The 17,581-nt window shown below is 44.6% G+C and carries 13 protein-coding genes, 5 tRNA genes and 1 riboswitch; of the genes, 14 read left to right on the top strand and 4 right to left on the bottom strand.

Translation table 11 applies throughout. The annotated features are described in order from the left end of the window. The first annotated feature begins 247 nt into the window (after positions 1-247). The 3 genes from Q8P28_09975 to Q8P28_09985 all read left to right on the top strand — a co-directional run bounded on the left by Q8P28_09975 (position 248) and on the right by Q8P28_09985 (position 3,678). Positions 248-1,105: a sulfide/dihydroorotate dehydrogenase-like FAD/NAD-binding protein gene (locus Q8P28_09975; protein ID MDP2683107.1), complete on the top strand. Its 858-nt coding sequence runs from the start codon at positions 248-250 to the stop codon at positions 1,103-1,105. Continuing rightward, positions 1,105-2,523, top strand: a complete 1,419-nt coding sequence (gene gltA, locus Q8P28_09980) for an NADPH-dependent glutamate synthase (protein ID MDP2683108.1) — start codon at positions 1,105-1,107, stop codon at positions 2,521-2,523. The genes Q8P28_09975 and gltA overlap by 1 nt, the downstream gene beginning before the upstream one ends. Positions 2,524-2,694: 171 nt before the next feature. Next, positions 2,695-3,678 carry a beta-1,6-N-acetylglucosaminyltransferase gene (locus tag Q8P28_09985; GenBank protein ID MDP2683109.1) on the top strand — a complete coding sequence of 328 codons (984 nt, stop codon included), beginning with the start codon at positions 2,695-2,697 and terminating at the stop codon, positions 3,676-3,678. A 166-nt stretch (positions 3,679-3,844) separates the two neighbouring features. Here Q8P28_09985 and Q8P28_09990 read toward each other — a convergent pair whose 3' ends face one another. Together Q8P28_09990 and Q8P28_09995 are read right to left on the bottom strand one after the other, a co-directional pair. Continuing rightward, positions 3,845-4,636: an ABC transporter permease gene (locus Q8P28_09990; GenBank protein MDP2683110.1), complete on the bottom strand. Its 792-nt coding sequence runs from the start codon at positions 4,634-4,636 to the stop codon at positions 3,845-3,847. Next, positions 4,633-5,364 (bottom strand): ABC transporter ATP-binding protein, encoded by a 732-nt coding sequence (locus Q8P28_09995; GenBank protein ID MDP2683111.1) that lies wholly within the window; start codon positions 5,362-5,364, stop codon positions 4,633-4,635. The genes Q8P28_09990 and Q8P28_09995 overlap by 4 nt, the downstream gene beginning before the upstream one ends. A gap of 97 nt (positions 5,365-5,461) precedes the next feature. Between Q8P28_09995 and Q8P28_10000 the strand changes: the two genes are divergently transcribed. From Q8P28_10000 to Q8P28_10020, 5 genes are all read left to right on the top strand, one after another. Then, positions 5,462-5,538, top strand: a tRNA-Pro gene (locus Q8P28_10000). Positions 5,539-5,583: 45 nt separating this feature from the next. Beyond that, positions 5,584-5,660 (top strand) — tRNA-Arg (locus tag Q8P28_10005). A 98-nt stretch (positions 5,661-5,758) separates the two neighbouring features. Beyond that, positions 5,759-5,834: transfer RNA gene (locus Q8P28_10010), tRNA-His, on the top strand. An 18-nt stretch (positions 5,835-5,852) separates the two neighbouring features. Beyond that, positions 5,853-5,926 (top strand) — tRNA-Arg (locus tag Q8P28_10015). 6 nt (positions 5,927-5,932) lie between these two features. Continuing rightward, positions 5,933-6,008, top strand: a tRNA-Arg gene (locus Q8P28_10020). A gap of 3 nt (positions 6,009-6,011) precedes the next feature. Here the strand turns inward: Q8P28_10020 and Q8P28_10025 are convergent. Next, complete coding sequence (locus Q8P28_10025; protein MDP2683112.1) at positions 6,012-6,713, bottom strand: Crp/Fnr family transcriptional regulator; 702 nt, start codon at positions 6,711-6,713, stop codon at positions 6,012-6,014. Positions 6,714-6,811: 98 nt separating this feature from the next. Beyond that, a riboswitch (ZMP/ZTP riboswitch) is annotated at positions 6,812-6,898 on the top strand. A 110-nt stretch (positions 6,899-7,008) separates the two neighbouring features. Between Q8P28_10025 and Q8P28_10030 the strand changes: the two genes are divergently transcribed. Further along, the gene (locus Q8P28_10030; GenBank protein ID MDP2683113.1) at positions 7,009-8,829 is read left to right on the top strand and encodes a KUP/HAK/KT family potassium transporter; all 1,821 of its coding nucleotides are present in this window, start codon (positions 7,009-7,011) and stop codon (positions 8,827-8,829) included. 50 nt (positions 8,830-8,879) lie between these two features. On the opposite strand, the gene Q8P28_10035 is transcribed toward Q8P28_10030, so the two are convergent. After that, positions 8,880-9,464: a NapC/NirT family cytochrome c gene (locus Q8P28_10035; GenBank protein MDP2683114.1), complete on the bottom strand. Its 585-nt coding sequence runs from the start codon at positions 9,462-9,464 to the stop codon at positions 8,880-8,882. A 284-nt stretch (positions 9,465-9,748) separates the two neighbouring features. Here Q8P28_10035 and Q8P28_10040 point away from each other — a divergent pair, with 284 nt between their 5' ends. The 5 genes from Q8P28_10040 to Q8P28_10060 all read left to right on the top strand — a co-directional run bounded on the left by Q8P28_10040 (position 9,749) and on the right by Q8P28_10060 (position 17,399). Continuing rightward, positions 9,749-11,959, top strand: coding sequence for a methyl-accepting chemotaxis protein (locus tag Q8P28_10040; GenBank protein ID MDP2683115.1), 2,211 nt, complete (start codon positions 9,749-9,751; stop codon positions 11,957-11,959). 56 nt (positions 11,960-12,015) lie between these two features. Continuing rightward, positions 12,016-13,029: an ethylbenzene dehydrogenase-related protein gene (locus Q8P28_10045; GenBank protein ID MDP2683116.1), complete on the top strand. Its 1,014-nt coding sequence runs from the start codon at positions 12,016-12,018 to the stop codon at positions 13,027-13,029. Between the two features lie 89 nt (positions 13,030-13,118). After that, positions 13,119-14,123: an ethylbenzene dehydrogenase-related protein gene (locus Q8P28_10050; GenBank protein ID MDP2683117.1), complete on the top strand. Its 1,005-nt coding sequence runs from the start codon at positions 13,119-13,121 to the stop codon at positions 14,121-14,123. Between the two features lie 15 nt (positions 14,124-14,138). Further along, on the top strand, positions 14,139-15,083 hold the full coding sequence (locus Q8P28_10055) for a DmsE family decaheme c-type cytochrome (GenBank protein MDP2683118.1): 945 nt from the start codon (positions 14,139-14,141) through the stop codon (positions 15,081-15,083). 33 nt (positions 15,084-15,116) lie between these two features. Then, positions 15,117-17,399, top strand: a complete 2,283-nt coding sequence (locus tag Q8P28_10060; protein ID MDP2683119.1) for an MtrB/PioB family decaheme-associated outer membrane protein — start codon at positions 15,117-15,119, stop codon at positions 17,397-17,399. The last annotated feature ends 182 nt before the right edge of the window (positions 17,400-17,581 follow it).

A 17,581-nucleotide genomic window follows, 5' to 3' on the forward strand; every position in this document is an offset into this window, starting at 1 on the left:
AAGGAGAAGGACAAGACCTATGGGTGTGTTCAGCGACAGAACGAGTATGGAAAGAATACTGTATGCTGTATTTACCTATGAAAACAAAAAGGAGGGAACTAATACCCCTTTCTTACTGACACATAATAATTGACATTACCGCCATTTGTCTTGACAACACCAAATAAGATTTTGTATCTTTAAATGCCCTTTAATTAACGATATAATACAACTTGGGCTCTGAATTATAAAATGAAAGGAGCAAACCTTGTTTGAGATAGCAGAGAAAAAACAGCTTTCACACACTGTGTCGCTTTTCAGGATTAAGGCGCCGCAGATTGCAAAGAAAAGAAAGGCAGGCCAGTTTATTATCATCAGGCTAAATGAGCACGGCGAGAGGATACCGTTAACCATTGTTGACTCTGATGCAGCAGAAGGGACAATTAGCATCATATCCCAGGAGGTTGGGAAGACCACTTCACTGCTCGGCGCGCTTGAAAAGGGTGACAGCATAATGGACGTTGTGGGCCCGCTTGGCAGGCCAACCCATATAGAAAATTTCGGCACAGCAGTCTGCGTGGGCGGAGGCATAGGCGCTGCGCCTGTATATCCCATTGCAAAGGCATTAAAGGCAGCGGGCAACAAAGTTATTTCCATAATAGGCGCAAGAACAAAAGAGATTTTAATCCTTGAGGATGAGATGAAAAAGACAAGCGATGAGCTTTATGTGACAACAGATGACGGCAGTTATGGCCATCACGGATTTGTAACGCAGGTACTTCAGAAATTCATAGATGAAAAGAGGAAGATTGATATTGTCGTAGGCATAGGTCCTATTCCTATGATGAAGGCGGTTTGCAATGTGACAAGGTCGCACAAAATTCACACAGTAGTCAGCTTGAACCCGATTATGGTGGATGGCACAGGCATGTGCGGCACTTGCAGGGTAACAATAGGCGGGAAGAACCAGTTTGTCTGCGTTGACGGCCCTGAGTTTGACGGCCATGAGGTTGACTTTGACGAACTCATAAGGAGAAACAGAAGCTATCTCAAAGAAGAAAAAATGGCAATGGAAGAAGCCACCTACCATGAAGGCGCAAGGTGTTATGATAGGAGCGGAAGCTGATGGATCCAAAAGAAATTAAAGAACGGATGAAGATACCCAAACAGCCGATGCCTGAGCAGGAGCCGAAGGAAAGGGTAAGGAATTTCTACGAGGTGCCTTACGGATACACGGCCGAGCTTGCAATAGAAGAGGCAAAGCGGTGCATCCAATGTAAGAACCCTTTGTGCATCGGCGGATGCCCTGTAAATATTGATATACCGTGGTTTATAAGGCTTATCGCAGAAGGCAAGTTTGTTGAGGCCGCAAGAAAGTTAAAGGAGACAAACGGCCTGCCGGCAGTATGCGGCAGAGTCTGTCCTCAGGAAGATCAGTGCGAAAAGACTTGCATAGTCGGTAAAAAGGGGCAGCCGGTATCAATCGGAAGGCTTGAAAGGTTTGCCGCAGACTACGAAAGGGAGCATGCCGAGGTGGTAATACCTGATATGCCGAAGTGGACAGGAAAGAAGGCGGCTGTTGTGGGCGCAGGCCCGGCAGGCCTTACAGTGGCAGGAGACCTCGTTAAAAAAGGGCACAAGGTTACTGTGTTTGAGGCGCTCCATGTCGCTGGCGGGGTTTTGATGTATGGCATACCTGAGTTCAGGCTGCCCAAAAAGATTGTTGAGTCCGAGGTTGAGTATCTTAAAAAGATGGGTGTTGAGATTATATGCAATGCGGTTGTCGGAAAACTTGAGACAATCGACGAACTTTTATCAAATGGCTATGATGCAGTATTCGTAGGCACAGGCGCGGGCCTGCCGATCTTCATGAACATACCCGGAGAAAATCTCATAGGCGTTTATTCTGCAAATGAATATCTTACAAGGGTAAACCTGATGCGCGCATATCAGTTCCCTGAGTTTGACACGCCTGTGCTGCGGGGCAAGAGGGTGGTTGTAATAGGCGGCGGAAATACTGCAATGGATTCTGCGCGGACAGCGATGAGGCTCTGTCCTGAAGAAGTGACAATTGTTTACCGTCGTTCAAGGGAAGAGCTGCCCGCAAGGGTTGAAGAGGTCCATCATGGAGAGGAAGAGGGTTTAAAATTCATGCTGCTTACCAATCCAATCAGATTTATAGGCGACGATGAAGGAAGGCTCAAAAAAATTGAATGTATAAAAATGGAACTTGGAGAGCCTGATGAATCTGGCAGAAAAAGGCCTGTGCCTGTAAAGGGTTCCGAATTCCAGATAGAAGTGGATGTTGCAATCATTGCGATAGGCAATGGCGCAAATCCGCTTATCCCTCAAACAACCCCTGACATCAAGCTTAATAAATGGGGCAACATAACCATCAATCAGGATACAGGCAGGACGAGCAAAAAGGGCGTATTCTCAGGCGGCGATATCGTGCGCGGCGGAGCCACAGTCATCCTTGCAATGGGCGACGGCAGGAAGGCGGCAGATTCTATGCACGAGTATATGACAACAGGGATATGGTAAGTAGATGTTCCCAGCAAATGCATATTAGTCATTTTGAAAGTGTAATAAAATTAAACAGATACGTCGGGTGTTTTTCCCCTTAACCTAAAATAAGCATCCTGCTATAGCTTGACACTGTAACTGGATAATAACTGGTTAGGCAACCCCTTTGCTAAAAGTATCAGGTGAAAAATGACAACAAAAGAAAATATGACCGAACAACTTATTTCAACACAAAAAGAAAAATTAAATTTTGACGCCCCAAGTGGACAAATACAGATTGCCTACTTCATTTTGGTTCATCGCTTTCCCGAACAGTTTAAAAGACTTTTTAAAGCCATTTACCACCCAGAAAATTACTATTTAATCCATTTAGACAAAAAAACTAGCTTAGAAATTTATGATGACATTCAAGATTTTTTAGCGAATTTTTTAAACGCATATATATTAGAGAGTGAGAATGTAGTTTGGGGCGGATATAGTATGGTTCAAGCTGAATTAAGTGGCATCAAATACCTTTTAGATATCAATGCTGAATGGGATTTTTTTGTCAACCTTAGCGGACAAGATTTTCCGCTTAAATCCCAAGATTTTATTCGTGATTTTCTTGGTAAAAACAAGGGGAATAATTTTATTAAAATTGCAAATCAGGCTACGGATAGACCAGAAACCATGAACCGCATTGAAAATTATTTTGTAGAAACAGACACTGGGTTTTCGGGAGTTCCTTACAAAAGGGCTTATCTTAAAGATGTTATTTCCTACATTGGTGGACAATGGATGATTTTGACAAGGGAATGTTGTGAATTCATTTGTAATAGTGGTGAGGTGAAAAAGTTTGAGGATTACTATCTTCATACGTTAATACCAGATGAATCGTTCTTTCAGACAGTGATGATGAATACCTCATTTAACGGAAAAATAATGAATGACGACAAAAGAGCTATCATTTGGATACCAGACATAGGCATTAAACTTCGCTCGAAAATCTTTACGGAGAGTGACACTAAATCTTTAATCGCAAGTGGAAAAATCAAACTACGCCCAAAAACTTTTATAACACAGGATCTTTCATTTCTACTCTCAAGTAATGCACTCTTTGCTCGTAAATTTGATGAAAATATAGACTCAAACATCTTGGACGTCATGGAGTCAAATTTTCATATTTACAACTAATCACAGACGAAAACAAAATCCCAAAGGAAAAACCAGGAGACGAGGAAAAACCAGGAGACGTAGATAAAAACATTGCGGAGGGAAGCTATTTGCCTAACAAAAGGATGAACCTGACTGGTATTCCGCTGAGCTCCATACCAGCAGGTTATCCTTATCGTTACCCCCCTCACTCCCCAACCTTTGCAAGAAGCCCCTTTTTCTTTACGATGCCAAAATTCCAGTGGAAAAATATGAATGAGGCGATTATGTATATTAAATTCAATCCTGTTGCCAGGAATATTTCATGGGCGGGAAAGCCGCCGCTATTGATAACTGCGCGCATACCTTCGAATATGTGGGATGAGGGTATAAATCCGGCAATGGTTTGAAGAAATGGCGGCAGCACTGCCACTGGATAAAATACTGCTGATACAGGCTGAAAAAGAAAGGCAACAGCCCATGCCAGGACTTCAGCCTCCTGGCCGAACCTGAGTATCAGGCCCATTGTAACAATTCCGAGCACCCATCCCATAACCACCAGATTAAGTATCAGCGGAATCAGGGATAGGCCGATTAGGAAAAGGTTAAAAGAATAAAACAGCCATGCAAAGAGAACCATAACGGATGCGGCAAGAAGAAGCTTTACAATGCTTACCAGCATCAGCGATGTAATATACTCCACAGGGCTTATGGGGCTTACAAAGATATTTAACAGGTTCCTTGCCCACATATCTTCAAGAAAAGATACTGACAATCCCTGCTGAGACCTGAATAATATGTCCCATAGTATAAGCGCCCCGATGAGAAAGGCTGCAAAGTCCGGAAGCGCGTCTTTAAATCTTGCAAGGTAAATTGATATAAAACCCCAGATCACGAGGTCCAGAAAAGGCCAGTAGAATACCTCCATGAGTCTTGGGAGGCTTCTCTTGTAAAGATAGAGATGCCGTATAACAATGGCCGCTATTCTGTGAATCTTCATACTCCCCTCGCAATCTTTATAAACACATCTTCAAGATTTTCAACCTTGAATTTTGTGAGAACTTCCTCGGGCCTGCCTGCGGCAATGATTTTTCCCTTATCAAGGAATATAATCCTGTCGCTCATCTCTTCCATCTCTTTCATATTGTGGGATGTATACAGGATTGACAATCCCTTTTCTTTTTGGATCTTCTTTAGAAGCCTTCTTGTCTTATCTGCAATATCAGGGTCAAGGCTTGCAGTAGGTTCATCAAGGAATAATATCTTCGGGTCATTCAAAAGCGCCTTCACAAGACAGACCCTTGTAATCTGACCTGTTGAAAGACTCCTCACGACCCTGTCCTTAATATCTTCTATCTCAAAATCCTTTAGCAGCCCGGCAATCTTTTCCTTTGGGTTTTTTACTCCGTAGAGTCTTGCAAACACAATAAGATTTTCCATGATTGTAAGCGAATACGGCATGGAAATATAGCTTGAGGAAAAGTTTACATCCTGAAGTATCTTCTCCCTGTGATGTGAAATATCTAAACCAAATATCATAATATCCCCTGATGTGGGTGTTGTGAGACCGAGGAGCATTTGGAGGGTTGTGGTCTTTCCTGCGCCATTTGGACCCAAAAGGCCGAGTATCTCACCCTGGTATACTTCAAAGGAGATATTATCAACGGCCTTATTTCCGTTAAAAGTCTTTGTTAAACTGCTTACTTCTATGATTGGATTTATCTGCATACTTTATCAAATCCTTCTATCACAAATACAGGAGGTATTCCAGAAATCAGAAAGGGCTTGCAATAATAATATGTAATGTGCTAAAACTTAACATTCTCGGGGCGTAGCGCAGCCTGGTAGCGCACCTGCTTTGGGAGCAGGGTGTCGGAGGTTCGAATCCTCTCGCCCCGACCATTTGAGTTTAGAGTTCGTAAACTAAAAACTCCTAACTGTTATATTGCGCCCGTAGCTCAGATGGATAGAGCAACTGCCTTCTAAGCAGTCGGTCAGGGGTTCGACTCCCTTCGGGCGCGCCATGTAAAGCAAGTGGACAGTGGTCAGTGATGAGTAGCTACTGAAAAGAAGTCATTTTAGTTTTTACTGATCACTGTTTACTGATAACTGTTTTTCAATGGTGGGCGTAGCTCAGCGGTTAGAGCATCGGACTGTGGCTCCGAGGGTCGGGGGTTCAAATCCCCTCGTCCACCCCAATATCATAATTGAAAATTGCGCCCGTAGCTCAGTTGGATAGAGCGACGGACTTCGAATCCGAAGGTCGCAGGTTCGACTCCTGCCGGGCGCGCGTTTTGCGCCTGTAGCTCAGTGGATAGAGCATCAGCCTCCGGAGCTGAGGGCCAGAGGTTCAAATCCTCTCAGGCGCGCCAGTTTTACTCACCTAGCGCCTCAAGCTTTGCAAGGGATTTTATAATAATCTCTTTCCTCTTTATTTCAATTATACCCTCGTCTTTGAAGCTCTTTAAAAGACGAATGGCTGTTTCCTGTGTTATCCCCAAAAGCTCCGCTATTTCAAGCCTTGACAGGGAAAGGTTTAATTTTATCTTTCCCTTTTCTGCAATGCCATATTCCTTTGATAAGGTATAGAGGAGATGGGCCATCTTCTCCCTCGCATTCATAAGACCCATGCTTCCTATCTTTGAATAGGCATGGTCAAGTTCCTTGCTTAAGGCAACAATTATCTTTTTTGCAATTGAAGGATGCCCCTCAATTATCCTGAAAAACGCATTTTTTTCTATGAAACAGAGTTCGCAGTCATCCATTGCCATGGCTGTATTGGCATATCTCTTGCCGTTATAAAATGTCTCCATCCCAATAAGCTCACCCGGCTGAAGTATCTTTATAATCTGCTCCTTGCCGTCTTTTGAAGTTTTCAAGAGCTTTACCCTTCCTGATTTTACAACATAAAAACCTGGGCATTGACCTCCCTCTATAAATATCACATCTCTTTTATTGTAAAATGATGTCGTAACAGCATCCTTAAAAATTTCAAGCTGCTCATCCGTAAGGTCGGAAAAGAGCGTATTCTCCTTGATCTTGCAGTAACATATAAGACAAAGCGACTCAGTAGACATGGGCAAATCATATTAAATCCTGCGGGACATTGCAAGCAGGTTATTTGTCAAAAAATATTCTTGACTTGATAATTTACTTATGCAAGCATTAACAAATATAAATCTTTCGTGACTGACGGAATGAAGGTGGACAACCACAATGGAGCGAAAGATAAAAAGATAAGCCGACCGTCTGGGCAAGGAAAAGAGAGATTGTAAAATCTTTTTTTGAAAGCCAAGATGGTTTTTTTATTATCTGTAAATACTATAAGTGAAGGTTTGTTCCTACAGATAAAATATAATAAAACACAGCATCATGCCTAATAGAGATACCCACCATCCGGTCAAAGGAATAATAAATTCACTTGGCGTTGTCTTTGGAGATATCGGCACAAGCCCTATCTACACACTCACGGTTATTTTCCTCATTACAAAACCCACAGCAGCCAATGTGATAGGTATCCTTTCTCTTGTTGTCTGGACACTGATAATTCTTGTAACTATTGAATATGCCTGGCTTGCCACAAGCCTGAGCAGGAAAGGTGAGGGAGGCACCATTGTGCTCCAGGGAATACTTGTCCGCTTTCTTAAATCCGGCAGGCAGGCGGCATTTGTTTCGCTCCTCTCATTTATCGGAATTTCTTTGCTTATTGGCGATGGGGTTATAACCCCTGCCATAAGCATACTCAGCGCCGTTGAAGGCATACTTCTCATCCCCGGCTTTGAATCAATTGGAAACAATGTCCTCATTATTATCGCAGGTGCAATCTCTATTATCCTCTTCTCATTTCAGCAAAGGGGAACAGAAAAGGTCGCCGGGATATTCGGACCAGTAATGTTCGTCTGGTTTCTTGTATTAACAATATCAGGTGTTCTATCAATAATACATGTTCCGTCTGTAGTTAAGGCTGTAAATCCTTATTATGCAATAAATTTTATGGCACACAATGGAATAGCCGGATTCTTTGTGCTTTCTGAAGTAATTTTGTGCGCTACCGGCGGCGAGGCATTATATGCAGACATGGGGCATCTTGGCAGGTTGCCCATTGTCAGGGCGTGGTATTTTGTATTTACTGCCATTGTTCTGAACTACCTGGGGCAAGGTGCGTTTCTCATCCAGCATCCGGAGGCAAAAAATGTGTTGTTTGAAATGATATTCAGCCAGGCGCAAATGCTCTACATCCCGTTTCTCATTCTCACCATCATGGCAACCATCATAGCGTCGCAGGCAATGATTAGCGGCATGTTCTCGGTAGTGTATCAGGGGATTATTACCCATATCCTCCCCATGTTTAAGGTGGATTACACATCTCGGGAGATGCGGTCGCAAATATATATCGGCGCTGTCAACTGGTTTCTGCTTTTCTCCGTCATCTTCATTATGTTTGAATTCAAAGAGTCTGCGCGTCTTGCCGCGGCATACGGCCTTGCAGTAACAGGGACAATGGCTCTTACAGGCATAATGATGACATGGATATTCTATCTGAAGCATAGATATATAAAAGCCGCTGTCGCAACCTTCGTTACGGCAGTGGATGTCATTTTTCTTGTTTCAAACATGTACAAAATTCCCCATGGCGGGTATTGGTCCCTCATCATAGCCGCAGTGCCGTTCATCATTATTCTCATCTATACCAAAGGCCAGAAAAGGCTTTATCGTGCGCTCCGCCCTCTTGATATGGAAGTCTTTCTTACAAGCTACAAGCAAATATATAATGAATGCCCGAAGATAAAGGGAACGGCTCTATTCTTTACAAAAAGTACGGATGTGGTTCATCCCTATATCGTCCATACGATGTTTAGAAACAACATCGTATATGAAGATAATATTTTCCTCTCTCTTATTATATTGCATGAACCCTTTGGCATTTCAGGCTCGTTTAGCGGCGAACTTGCATCTGGACTTCGATCATTTGTGATTCAGATGGGATACATGGAGGTAGTTGATGTGGAGGATATACTGAAAAAAGCGGGAATAAACGAAAAAACAATATTCTACGGCCTTGAGGATATAACAACCACAAACATTATCTGGAAGATGTTTTCTGTTATTAAAAAGCTCACGCCTACTTTCGTCAAGTTCTACAAACTTCCGGGCAACAAGCTCCATGGTGTGGTTACAAGGATTGAGATATAAAATTCCTTAACCCAGAAAATGCAATCGCGACCCCTTTGCTTTTTTGTTCCTTATTTTTCTTTCTCCTCCTCTTTTACCACGATTTTACCTTCTTTCATCCCTGCAACAATATCTTCCTCTGGAACCTCTTCATGGGCAAGATTCTGATGGCAGTCTATACAGGTCTTATTTTCTGTCTCCATTTTCTTGTGTTCCCTTGCCGTCTCATCGCTGGATGACCTTAGTACCTTGTGGCATGTGCGGCAGGGTGAGCTATCCCATTTCTTAATATTTATCCTGGCATTATGGGCATATTCTGCCCTGTACCCGTTAAACTTTTCCTTTGTGCTGTGATCGTGGGTAAATTCACCGATGAACCCCCTTACGCCGTCCACAATATGCGATTTAACCCTTTTTAAGAACTGGGGCGGCAGATGACAGTCCTGACATCCGGGATCGGCGCCAAGCGCCCCGTAATGCGATGACTTTTTTAAATCATCATGCACGTAACTCATGCTATGACAGGATAAACAAAAACCCGTGGAGCTAATGTACATTTCTCCACCAATAATCCCGAATGTTATCACAATGGTAACAACCGCTGTTCCCAGAATAATCCCCCATCGTTCCTTTAAAAAGTTTAACAACGTTCCCATAGATTTCTCCTTTGCCGAATGTATGCTAAATTTAGTTAAAATTTAAGATAGCGGCTCCTAAAATGGTGAAGTAATTTAGCGAAAAAAACAAACACCAATAAAGGAACCGGTATGGAAAAGGTATTATAAATCTCATCAAAAAGCAAGGCAAGAAAGGCAAGGTGTCAACCCAATTTAGAAATGTCCTGTTTTTACCAAAATAGAAATGTCCGCTTTTTAAGTTGTTGCCTCTTTCTAAAATAACTTGACAAAAATTCCCATAAAAATATATTATTAACGCCAGAATGTTCAAGGTTACCCTCCAGCAAAGAATATACCTCGTCATAGCCGTTGTGGTTATCGTCCTTGCCGCAAGTTTCAGCCTTCTCATCTACTACGTTATAAGAAATGAAGAAGCCAAGCTTATTCAAGAAAAGGCAAAGGCAAGCTCCATGATGTCTCAGACCATTCTCCATACCATTTATAAGGACATGCTCGATGAACGGGCGGACATGGCCTATCACCTCATGCAGAGCGTAAAAAAAATCAAAGGGATGGAGCGGGTGCAGATCGTGAGAAGCAACGGCGTTGAGGCGGCGTTTGCAGACGACAAGACACTCAAGGAAGTTGAAGAGGAATACGGAGAATTGAAACCGGAATGGAAAACCCCCCGCATCTCCCATGGCGGGAAAAATGTCGCCGATGGAGTAGACTACCCTAAATTCAAGGAAGCATTACAGTTTTTTAAAGACAATCCGAAAAATATCGAGCCAATACATTTTATAGAAGAACGCACGGATAAAAGACTTTTTACATATCTTGAGATTATTAAAGGGCGTCAGAAATGCAGCGCATGCCATAAGGAAACAGTAGGGTTTCGGGCTTTCCTCATGATCTCAATATCCCTTGAAGATACCTATGCTGCGCTCAAGGAGAGCCGGAACAACTGGACATGGTTCGGAATTGTGACCATCGCCGTGGTGAGCCTGATCCTCGGCACCACCATAACAGTAGGCGTTACCAGGCCCATTAAGCAGACAGTAAGCATGCTCGGGGATATCGCAGAGGTAAAGGGAGACCTGACCAAAAGGCTTACGGTTAAAACAGAGGATGAGATCGGCAAGGTTGCGCTCTGGTTCAATAAATTCGTTGAAGGGATGCAGGAAACCGTCAAAGTAGTCAAGACGGCTTTTGGGAAGGTTGTGTCCATTTCCGGACTTTTATCCGCATCTTCCCAAAAGGTGCGGCAGTCCGCAGAACAGCAACTCCGCTCAACAGATGACACCTCGTCTGCAATCAACGAGCTGGAAACGTCCATGAAGTCTGTTACAGGCGCTGCCGAACATATCCACTCCTCAATGGACAACGTTGCATCATCCGTGATTGAGATGTCTGCATCTTCCGAAGAGATATCCGGTAATATGGAAAAATTGTCTTCTTCTGTCGAAACAACAACGTCATCAATCATGGAAATCAGCGCGTCGGTAAAAGAGGTGGCAAACTCTATCGAGATGCTCTCGGACATTGCGGAAAAAATAGCCTCCTCCATAACGCAGATTCATGCTAATATCAAAGAAATTGAGAAATACACCGACGAGCAGACGGGCCTTGCCGAAGATGTTAAAAACTATGCAACTTCAGTCGGTATGGATTCGGTGAAAAAGACTATGACCGGAATGACCCGCATTCGGGAAGACGTCACCTCGGCATCCGCAGTCATAAAGAAGTTAGGTGAACGGTCCGAGGCTGTCGGCAGCATGCTCAACGTAATCAATAATGTCGCTGAAACGACATCTCTCCTCGCTCTCAACGCAGCCATACTTGCGGCCCAGGCAGGAGAGCACGGCAAGGGATTTGCCGTTGTTGCCAATGAGACAAAGAACCTTGCGAGTAAGACAGCCACATCAACAAAAGAGATTGCCGGCATTATCGAGGCGTTTCACGGTGATATAGCAGATGCAATAAATTCCATCGGGCGGAGCTCGGCCGCTGTAGAGGAAGGGGTTGCGGCCTCCTCAGAGGCGCTAACCGTCCTTGAAACGATCGGCCAGAGCACGGACCAGACCGCAGGGATGGCAAAAAAGGTAGGGATTGCCACCAGAGAGCAGGCACAGGGAGTGAACCTTGTCACAGAGACCATTCAGAAAATGGGGCAAATGATTGAAGAGCTGAAGAGGTCAACCGACGAACAACGGCGCGGAACTGAAGGGATCATCAAGGCCTCGGAAAACATGAGCGACATTACAAAAACCGTGAAGACGTCCACCCAACAGCAGGCCAAAGAATCAAAATACACCTCAGAGATTGTTTCCGACGTTGCGCAAAAGATAAAGGCGATCGCAAAGACAATTGACGAACAGAGAGTTGCGGTAAGCCGCATTGCAAAGACAGTGGAACTGGTAAAACGGGTCGGCGAAGACAATGTCAATCTTGCGGCAGAGCTCGACAAGACGGTAGAAAAATTGAATGAACAGGCAGCTCATATGAAAGAAGGTATGGATAAGTTCAAGGTCTGAGACTCACCCCGTTAGAGAACAAGTTCTCTAACGGGGCTCACTTTAAGGAGGCGTCCATGAAAAAAACTCTTTTGATTTTTGCATCCCTCGCCATGCTCTCGTTCCAGCGCTCTTCTCTCGTGATTGCGGCAGACGTTAACTGGGATGCCGTACCGGCAAACACCGTTAACTTTTTCTATACAGGCGTTGCGTCGTGGGAATTTCTGACGAGCAAGAACCACGGCGTCGGCATGGTTCCAGTCGTGAAGAAAAAGAAAACATGCCGCGAATGTCACATAAGCAAAGATGGTACTTTTGACATAGAAGTCTCTGAAATCATAAGCGGCTCGCTGGTCATGAAGGCATCGAGAAACTCATTTGAACCAAATCCCATACCAAACAAGCCGGCGATCATTGATGCCATGTTCCAGGTGGCGTATGACCCCGACTATGTCTATGTGAGAATACAGTGGAATTCTGCCGGCAAAAGCTGGAACAGCGCAGATGATGATAAAAATGATAAACCGGATAGAGTTGCCATACAGATGAATCTTAGCCAGGAGGAATTTTCAAAATTCGGCTGTTTTATTGCGTGCCACAATGATCAGAACTCCATGCCCGACAGCCCCTCAAAAGATAAGGTGGCTAAACATCCGTATTACGCAAAGCTCAAACGGGATGACGTACGTCTCTATGCGTTCTACAGCAGGAATGACGGATGGTCATCCTTAAAGGACAACAAGGCCATTGACGAACTTCTCAAAGGCGACGGCCTCATTGACCTCTGGGCAGCGAGCTTTAAGGGGAAAAAGACAGAATTCCTGGATGAATGGATACTGGAAGACAGGAAGGAAGACCACAAAGATATTGAAGGAAGCGGGAATTGGAATGGCGGAAAGTACACTGTTGTTTTTAAAAGAAAACTGAATACCGGCGATAATAAAGACGTGCCTATCAAAGATGGAAGCACGGTAACCATCGGCATCGCCATTCATGACGATAATGCAAAATTAAGACAGCACTATGTCTCATTCCCCATGATTATAGGATTCGGCGCTAAAGGGTTTATCAATGCAACAAATATAAAATAAGATATGCGATCTTTTTTGAAAGGATTATCAGGTAAGTATCGGGCACGTCTGCCCTTTTGAAGCAAACCATACATTTTCCGGAGGCTGACGTGCAAAAAAAGTTATTTATGTTGATGCTATCCATCCTCTGCTGTAGAATTCCTTCCGTTGCTTTTGCAGCAGACATTGACTGGAACAGCATTCCGCCGTATAAGGTAAGACTCTTTTATCCGGGCGTCGCGTCCTGGGAATACCTTACGAGCAAAGACCACGGCATTGGAAGATATGCTGTCATAAACAACAGAAAATCGTGCGCCGGTTGCCATATAAGCAAGGGGCTTACCTTTGATCTAAGGGATCAGGAAATAGTTAGCGGCTCGCTTAAGATGAAGGAGTCGGAAAGGCAGTTCGAACCGAGCCCTATCCAAGACAAGCCTGCCTCCATGATAGCGTCTATCCAGGCGGCATATGACGATGAATATATTTATTTCATGTTGCAGTGGGATTCCGCAGGCAAGAGCTGGGACAATCCGGCAACAAAACGGTTTGACGGTGTTGCCATACAGATAAATACCGGACGGCCCGAATTTGAAAAGTTCGGCTGTTTCATAGCATGTCATAACGATCAAAATACCATGCCCGACAGCCCCTCAAAGGATAAGGTGGCTAAACATCCGTATTACGCAAAGCTCAAACGGGATGACGTACATCTCTATGCATTCTACACCAGAAATAACGGGTGGGAAGATATAAAGGATGATGCATTGCTTGCAGACCTTCTAAAAAAGGATGGACTTATTGACCTCTGGGTGGTAGGTATAAAGGGGAAAAATATGGAGGTTAAGGACGAATTCATATTCACAGACCGCCGGGATGATTCCCGCAACGATATTGAAGCAAGCGGAACATGGGAAAATGGAAAGTATACCGTTATTATGAAGAGGAAGCTCGTAACCCTGGATCAAGAGGACATTCAGCTTAAAGCCGGCAGTTCGTTCAATATTGGCCTTGCAATTCATGACGACGGGGCTCAGAAAAGGCAGCACTATGTTTCATTTCCGGTAAGCATCGGGCTGGGGACCAAGGGAACAATAACAGCAACAAAAATAAGATAACTTAGGAGGGAGATTATGAAGAGATACCTATTTGCCATGCTATTTTTGGCGCTATGGCGTCCTCTTGCATACGGAGGAGAAGTTGACTGGGCAGCGCTCAATCCAGCGCTTGCTGACGCGACCTATATCGGGAGCAGCGCAAAATGTCTGGAGTGCCACGAGGAATACATGAACGTCTTCAAAAAGACAGCCCATTCGCGGGCCAGCCACACCATGAAGCAAAACGACTGCGAATCATGTCATGGGCCGATGAGCAAACACCTGGACGCTCCCAAAAGGCGTCCTCCACTTACGGTCTCTTTTAAAAAGGAGCGCGGATTGACGGCCCTGCAGAAAAATTCCATTTGCCTGCAGTGCCATGAAAAAGGAAAGGTAGCTATGTGGATGGGAAGTCAGCATGAAAGGGTCAGTGTTGCATGCGCAGACTGCCACAACATTCAGAAGGGAATGCCGCGGGACCTTATAAAACAGACAAATACCGACCTTTGCATCAAGTGCCATACGAAATACCGTGCAGCCATACAAAAGTCCTCTCATCACCCCCTGCGGGAAGGGAAACTCTTTTGTACTGACTGCCACAACCCGCATGGAACCATGACAGAAAAACTCGTTTCAGCAAACTCCGTGAATGAGAAGTGTTATGAATGTCATACTGAGTATCGGGGACCGTTCCTGTTTGAGCATCCGGTGGTCAGGGAAAATTGCATGACCTGTCATGAGCCGCACGGTTCAAATTTAACCTTTCTCTTAAGATTAAAACCGCCGCATCTTTGCCAGCAATGCCATGTGAACGTCATTCAGGGTCACAGCGCGTTCCTCTTCGACGGCAATGACCTGCCCGGTGGTTCAAACTTTAGCGGCAGTGTTGGCGGCAAGCGCATGGTCCAGAAAGGGTGTCCAAACTGTCATTCTCAAATACACGGCTCCAATCATCCGGCAGGGGCAAAGTTTCAGAGATAAGGATACATACATTACAAAACGAGGAGGATTGCCATGAGATTTCAAAAAAAATTACTTACAGCGCTAACACTGCTTTCAATTATACTTGGCATGCGCACAATCTCCATAGGAGCAGACACTGATGGCTATATTGAAGCAGGCGCCATGACTGTGGATCAGCGCCCTGAGTCATCAAAGTTCATGGAATATCGGGGCATAGATGAGGATGGCACATTCCCCATAGCAAACTTCAACGCTCTCTATGATACGGAAAGCCATTATTTCCTTGATTTTACCGGCAAGAACCTGGGCATTGATACAAGGAACGTATACTTAAAAGGCGGAAAATATGGGCTCTTTAAATACTTCCTTGAATATGACCAGATTGAGCAATTCATTTCAAACAACAGCAGAACGTTATTTACCAATCCCGGGTCTTCTGATTTAACACTGCCGTCAGGGTATAACAGAAACGTTGTAGCTAAAACCACAGTAGATACTATCTTAAATGGCGCAAGTGGCATCGGCGGGACCGGGAATCTGAAAGATATTGATATGAGATTAGAAAGAAAAGTTGGCAAGGCAGGATTTTCCTTCACCCCGTTTGACAATATTACCTTTGACTTTTCCTATAAACGCGAGCAAAAAGAAGGGGTCAAGGCAATCGGCGCCCTGAATGGGGGCGTAGCCAACATAGTCATTTTGCCTCAACCTGTAGATTATATTACGGATACACTCAGGGCAGCAGCGAGATACGACACTGAAAGCACGCATACGGAGTTTGAGTATTATCTCTCAAAATTTAACAATCAAGATGTTTCCCTCAGATGGGAGAATCCTTATAATAGCGGTTCTACAACAGATCCGCATCAGGTTAGGAGCGCCCTTCCGGATACCATCTATCACCGTTTCAGCCTGTCAGAGAATATGAAACTGCCGTGGTGGCACACCAGTCTTTCTCTTGCCGCTTCCTACGGCATCATGCTGCAGGATCAGGCATTTTTACCATATCATGCGGTTTCTTCAGCGACTGTGAATGGTTCAACCAATCCTCTGCCCAGACAATCCCCTGACGCAGAAGTTGATGTAATATCGCTCAACGCAAATATTGCCTCGCGGCCATCTTCTAACCTCGGCCTTAGCGCAAAGTTCATCCATTACGAAACTGTCAACAAGACACCGTCCTCGCTTTACCGGTATGTAGCGGCTGACGGCACTCCAACAACCGCAGTACCGGGGCTGAGCTCGGCGCAGTCAGTAAATAATCTGCCCTATGACATCATAAAAAATCAGGTAAAGCTTGACGCAACCGATCTTCTCCTGCCAAGTCAGAATACGACCCTTTCCATGGGATATGAGTTTGAGAAGATTGAACGGGACCACAGGGAATCAGACACAGCAGAAAATATCGGCAAAATAGGATTGCGTTCAGACCTTACGTCATTCGCCCAGGCCGGCGCGAACGGTTTATACGGAAAACGGGAGGCCCTGAATTATAACGGCAGGGTAGTCCTTGAATTGCACCCTCCGGAATATGAACAGTGTATAACAACAACTTCGCCTGCAGGATGCGGTGTTACTTCCCTTGCAAATGCCAGGAACTGGTTTAATCACCCTGATGTGCGAAAGGCTGATGTATCAGACAGGGAGCGGTATCAATACAACGGCTTCCTTAATATCTTTCCTCATTACAACGTAACCGTGGGCATTGACTATTCCAACACCATGGATGATTTTTACAATACATTACTGGGAGTGCAGAAACGAAATAACGAGATTTACACCATAAATACAACCTATTCACCCTTTGACGCGCTCTCTCTATATGCATACTATACCAATGAAAGAAACGATTCGCAGCAGGCCGGAAGACAAATAAGCGCTACTGCTACAACATGGTACAATCCAGCACTCGACTGGAGGATGGACATTAGAGATGTGAGCAATACGGCCGGCGTTGGGTTAAACATCTTGTTGCTCAATGACCGGCTGATTGTAACGCCTGACTTTATTTATGAGAGAACAACAACTGCATATACTGCTTTTGCAGGCAGCAGTTTTAATGGCTCCAGCGCAGATCTACTCCCGGCGAAGACGATACCTAACCTAAAGACGAAGCGCTATACCGTGGATATGTCAGGAAAGTATAAGCTTACGGATCACTGGACCGTGCGGGCAGGATATATATACGAGTCGTTTAAATCCGATGACTGGGCAATGGACGATATTACCCTGAATAATACAGCGTCGGTTCCAAACGCATTGTTCATCTTGAGTGAAAGCATACATGATTATATTGCCCATGTGGGAAGTGTTGCTATTGCGTATAACTGGTAACAGAGAGAAATGACAGAACCGAGGTATGAGTAATTAAGCGAGAAGTACTTTGCGAGTCAAACCCCCAGAGCCTGCCCCTGAAGGTTTCAATCAGGGGTAGTTAGCGAAACATTCGGGGATGGCGGGAATTTGGTTCCGGCTTGTCCGGATTGGAAAATCCTATCAGGACTGCGCTATCAATA

Source organism: Deltaproteobacteria bacterium (assembly GCA_030690165.1).
GTDB lineage: Bacteria > Desulfobacterota > GWC2-55-46 > UBA9637 > UBA9637 > JACRNJ01.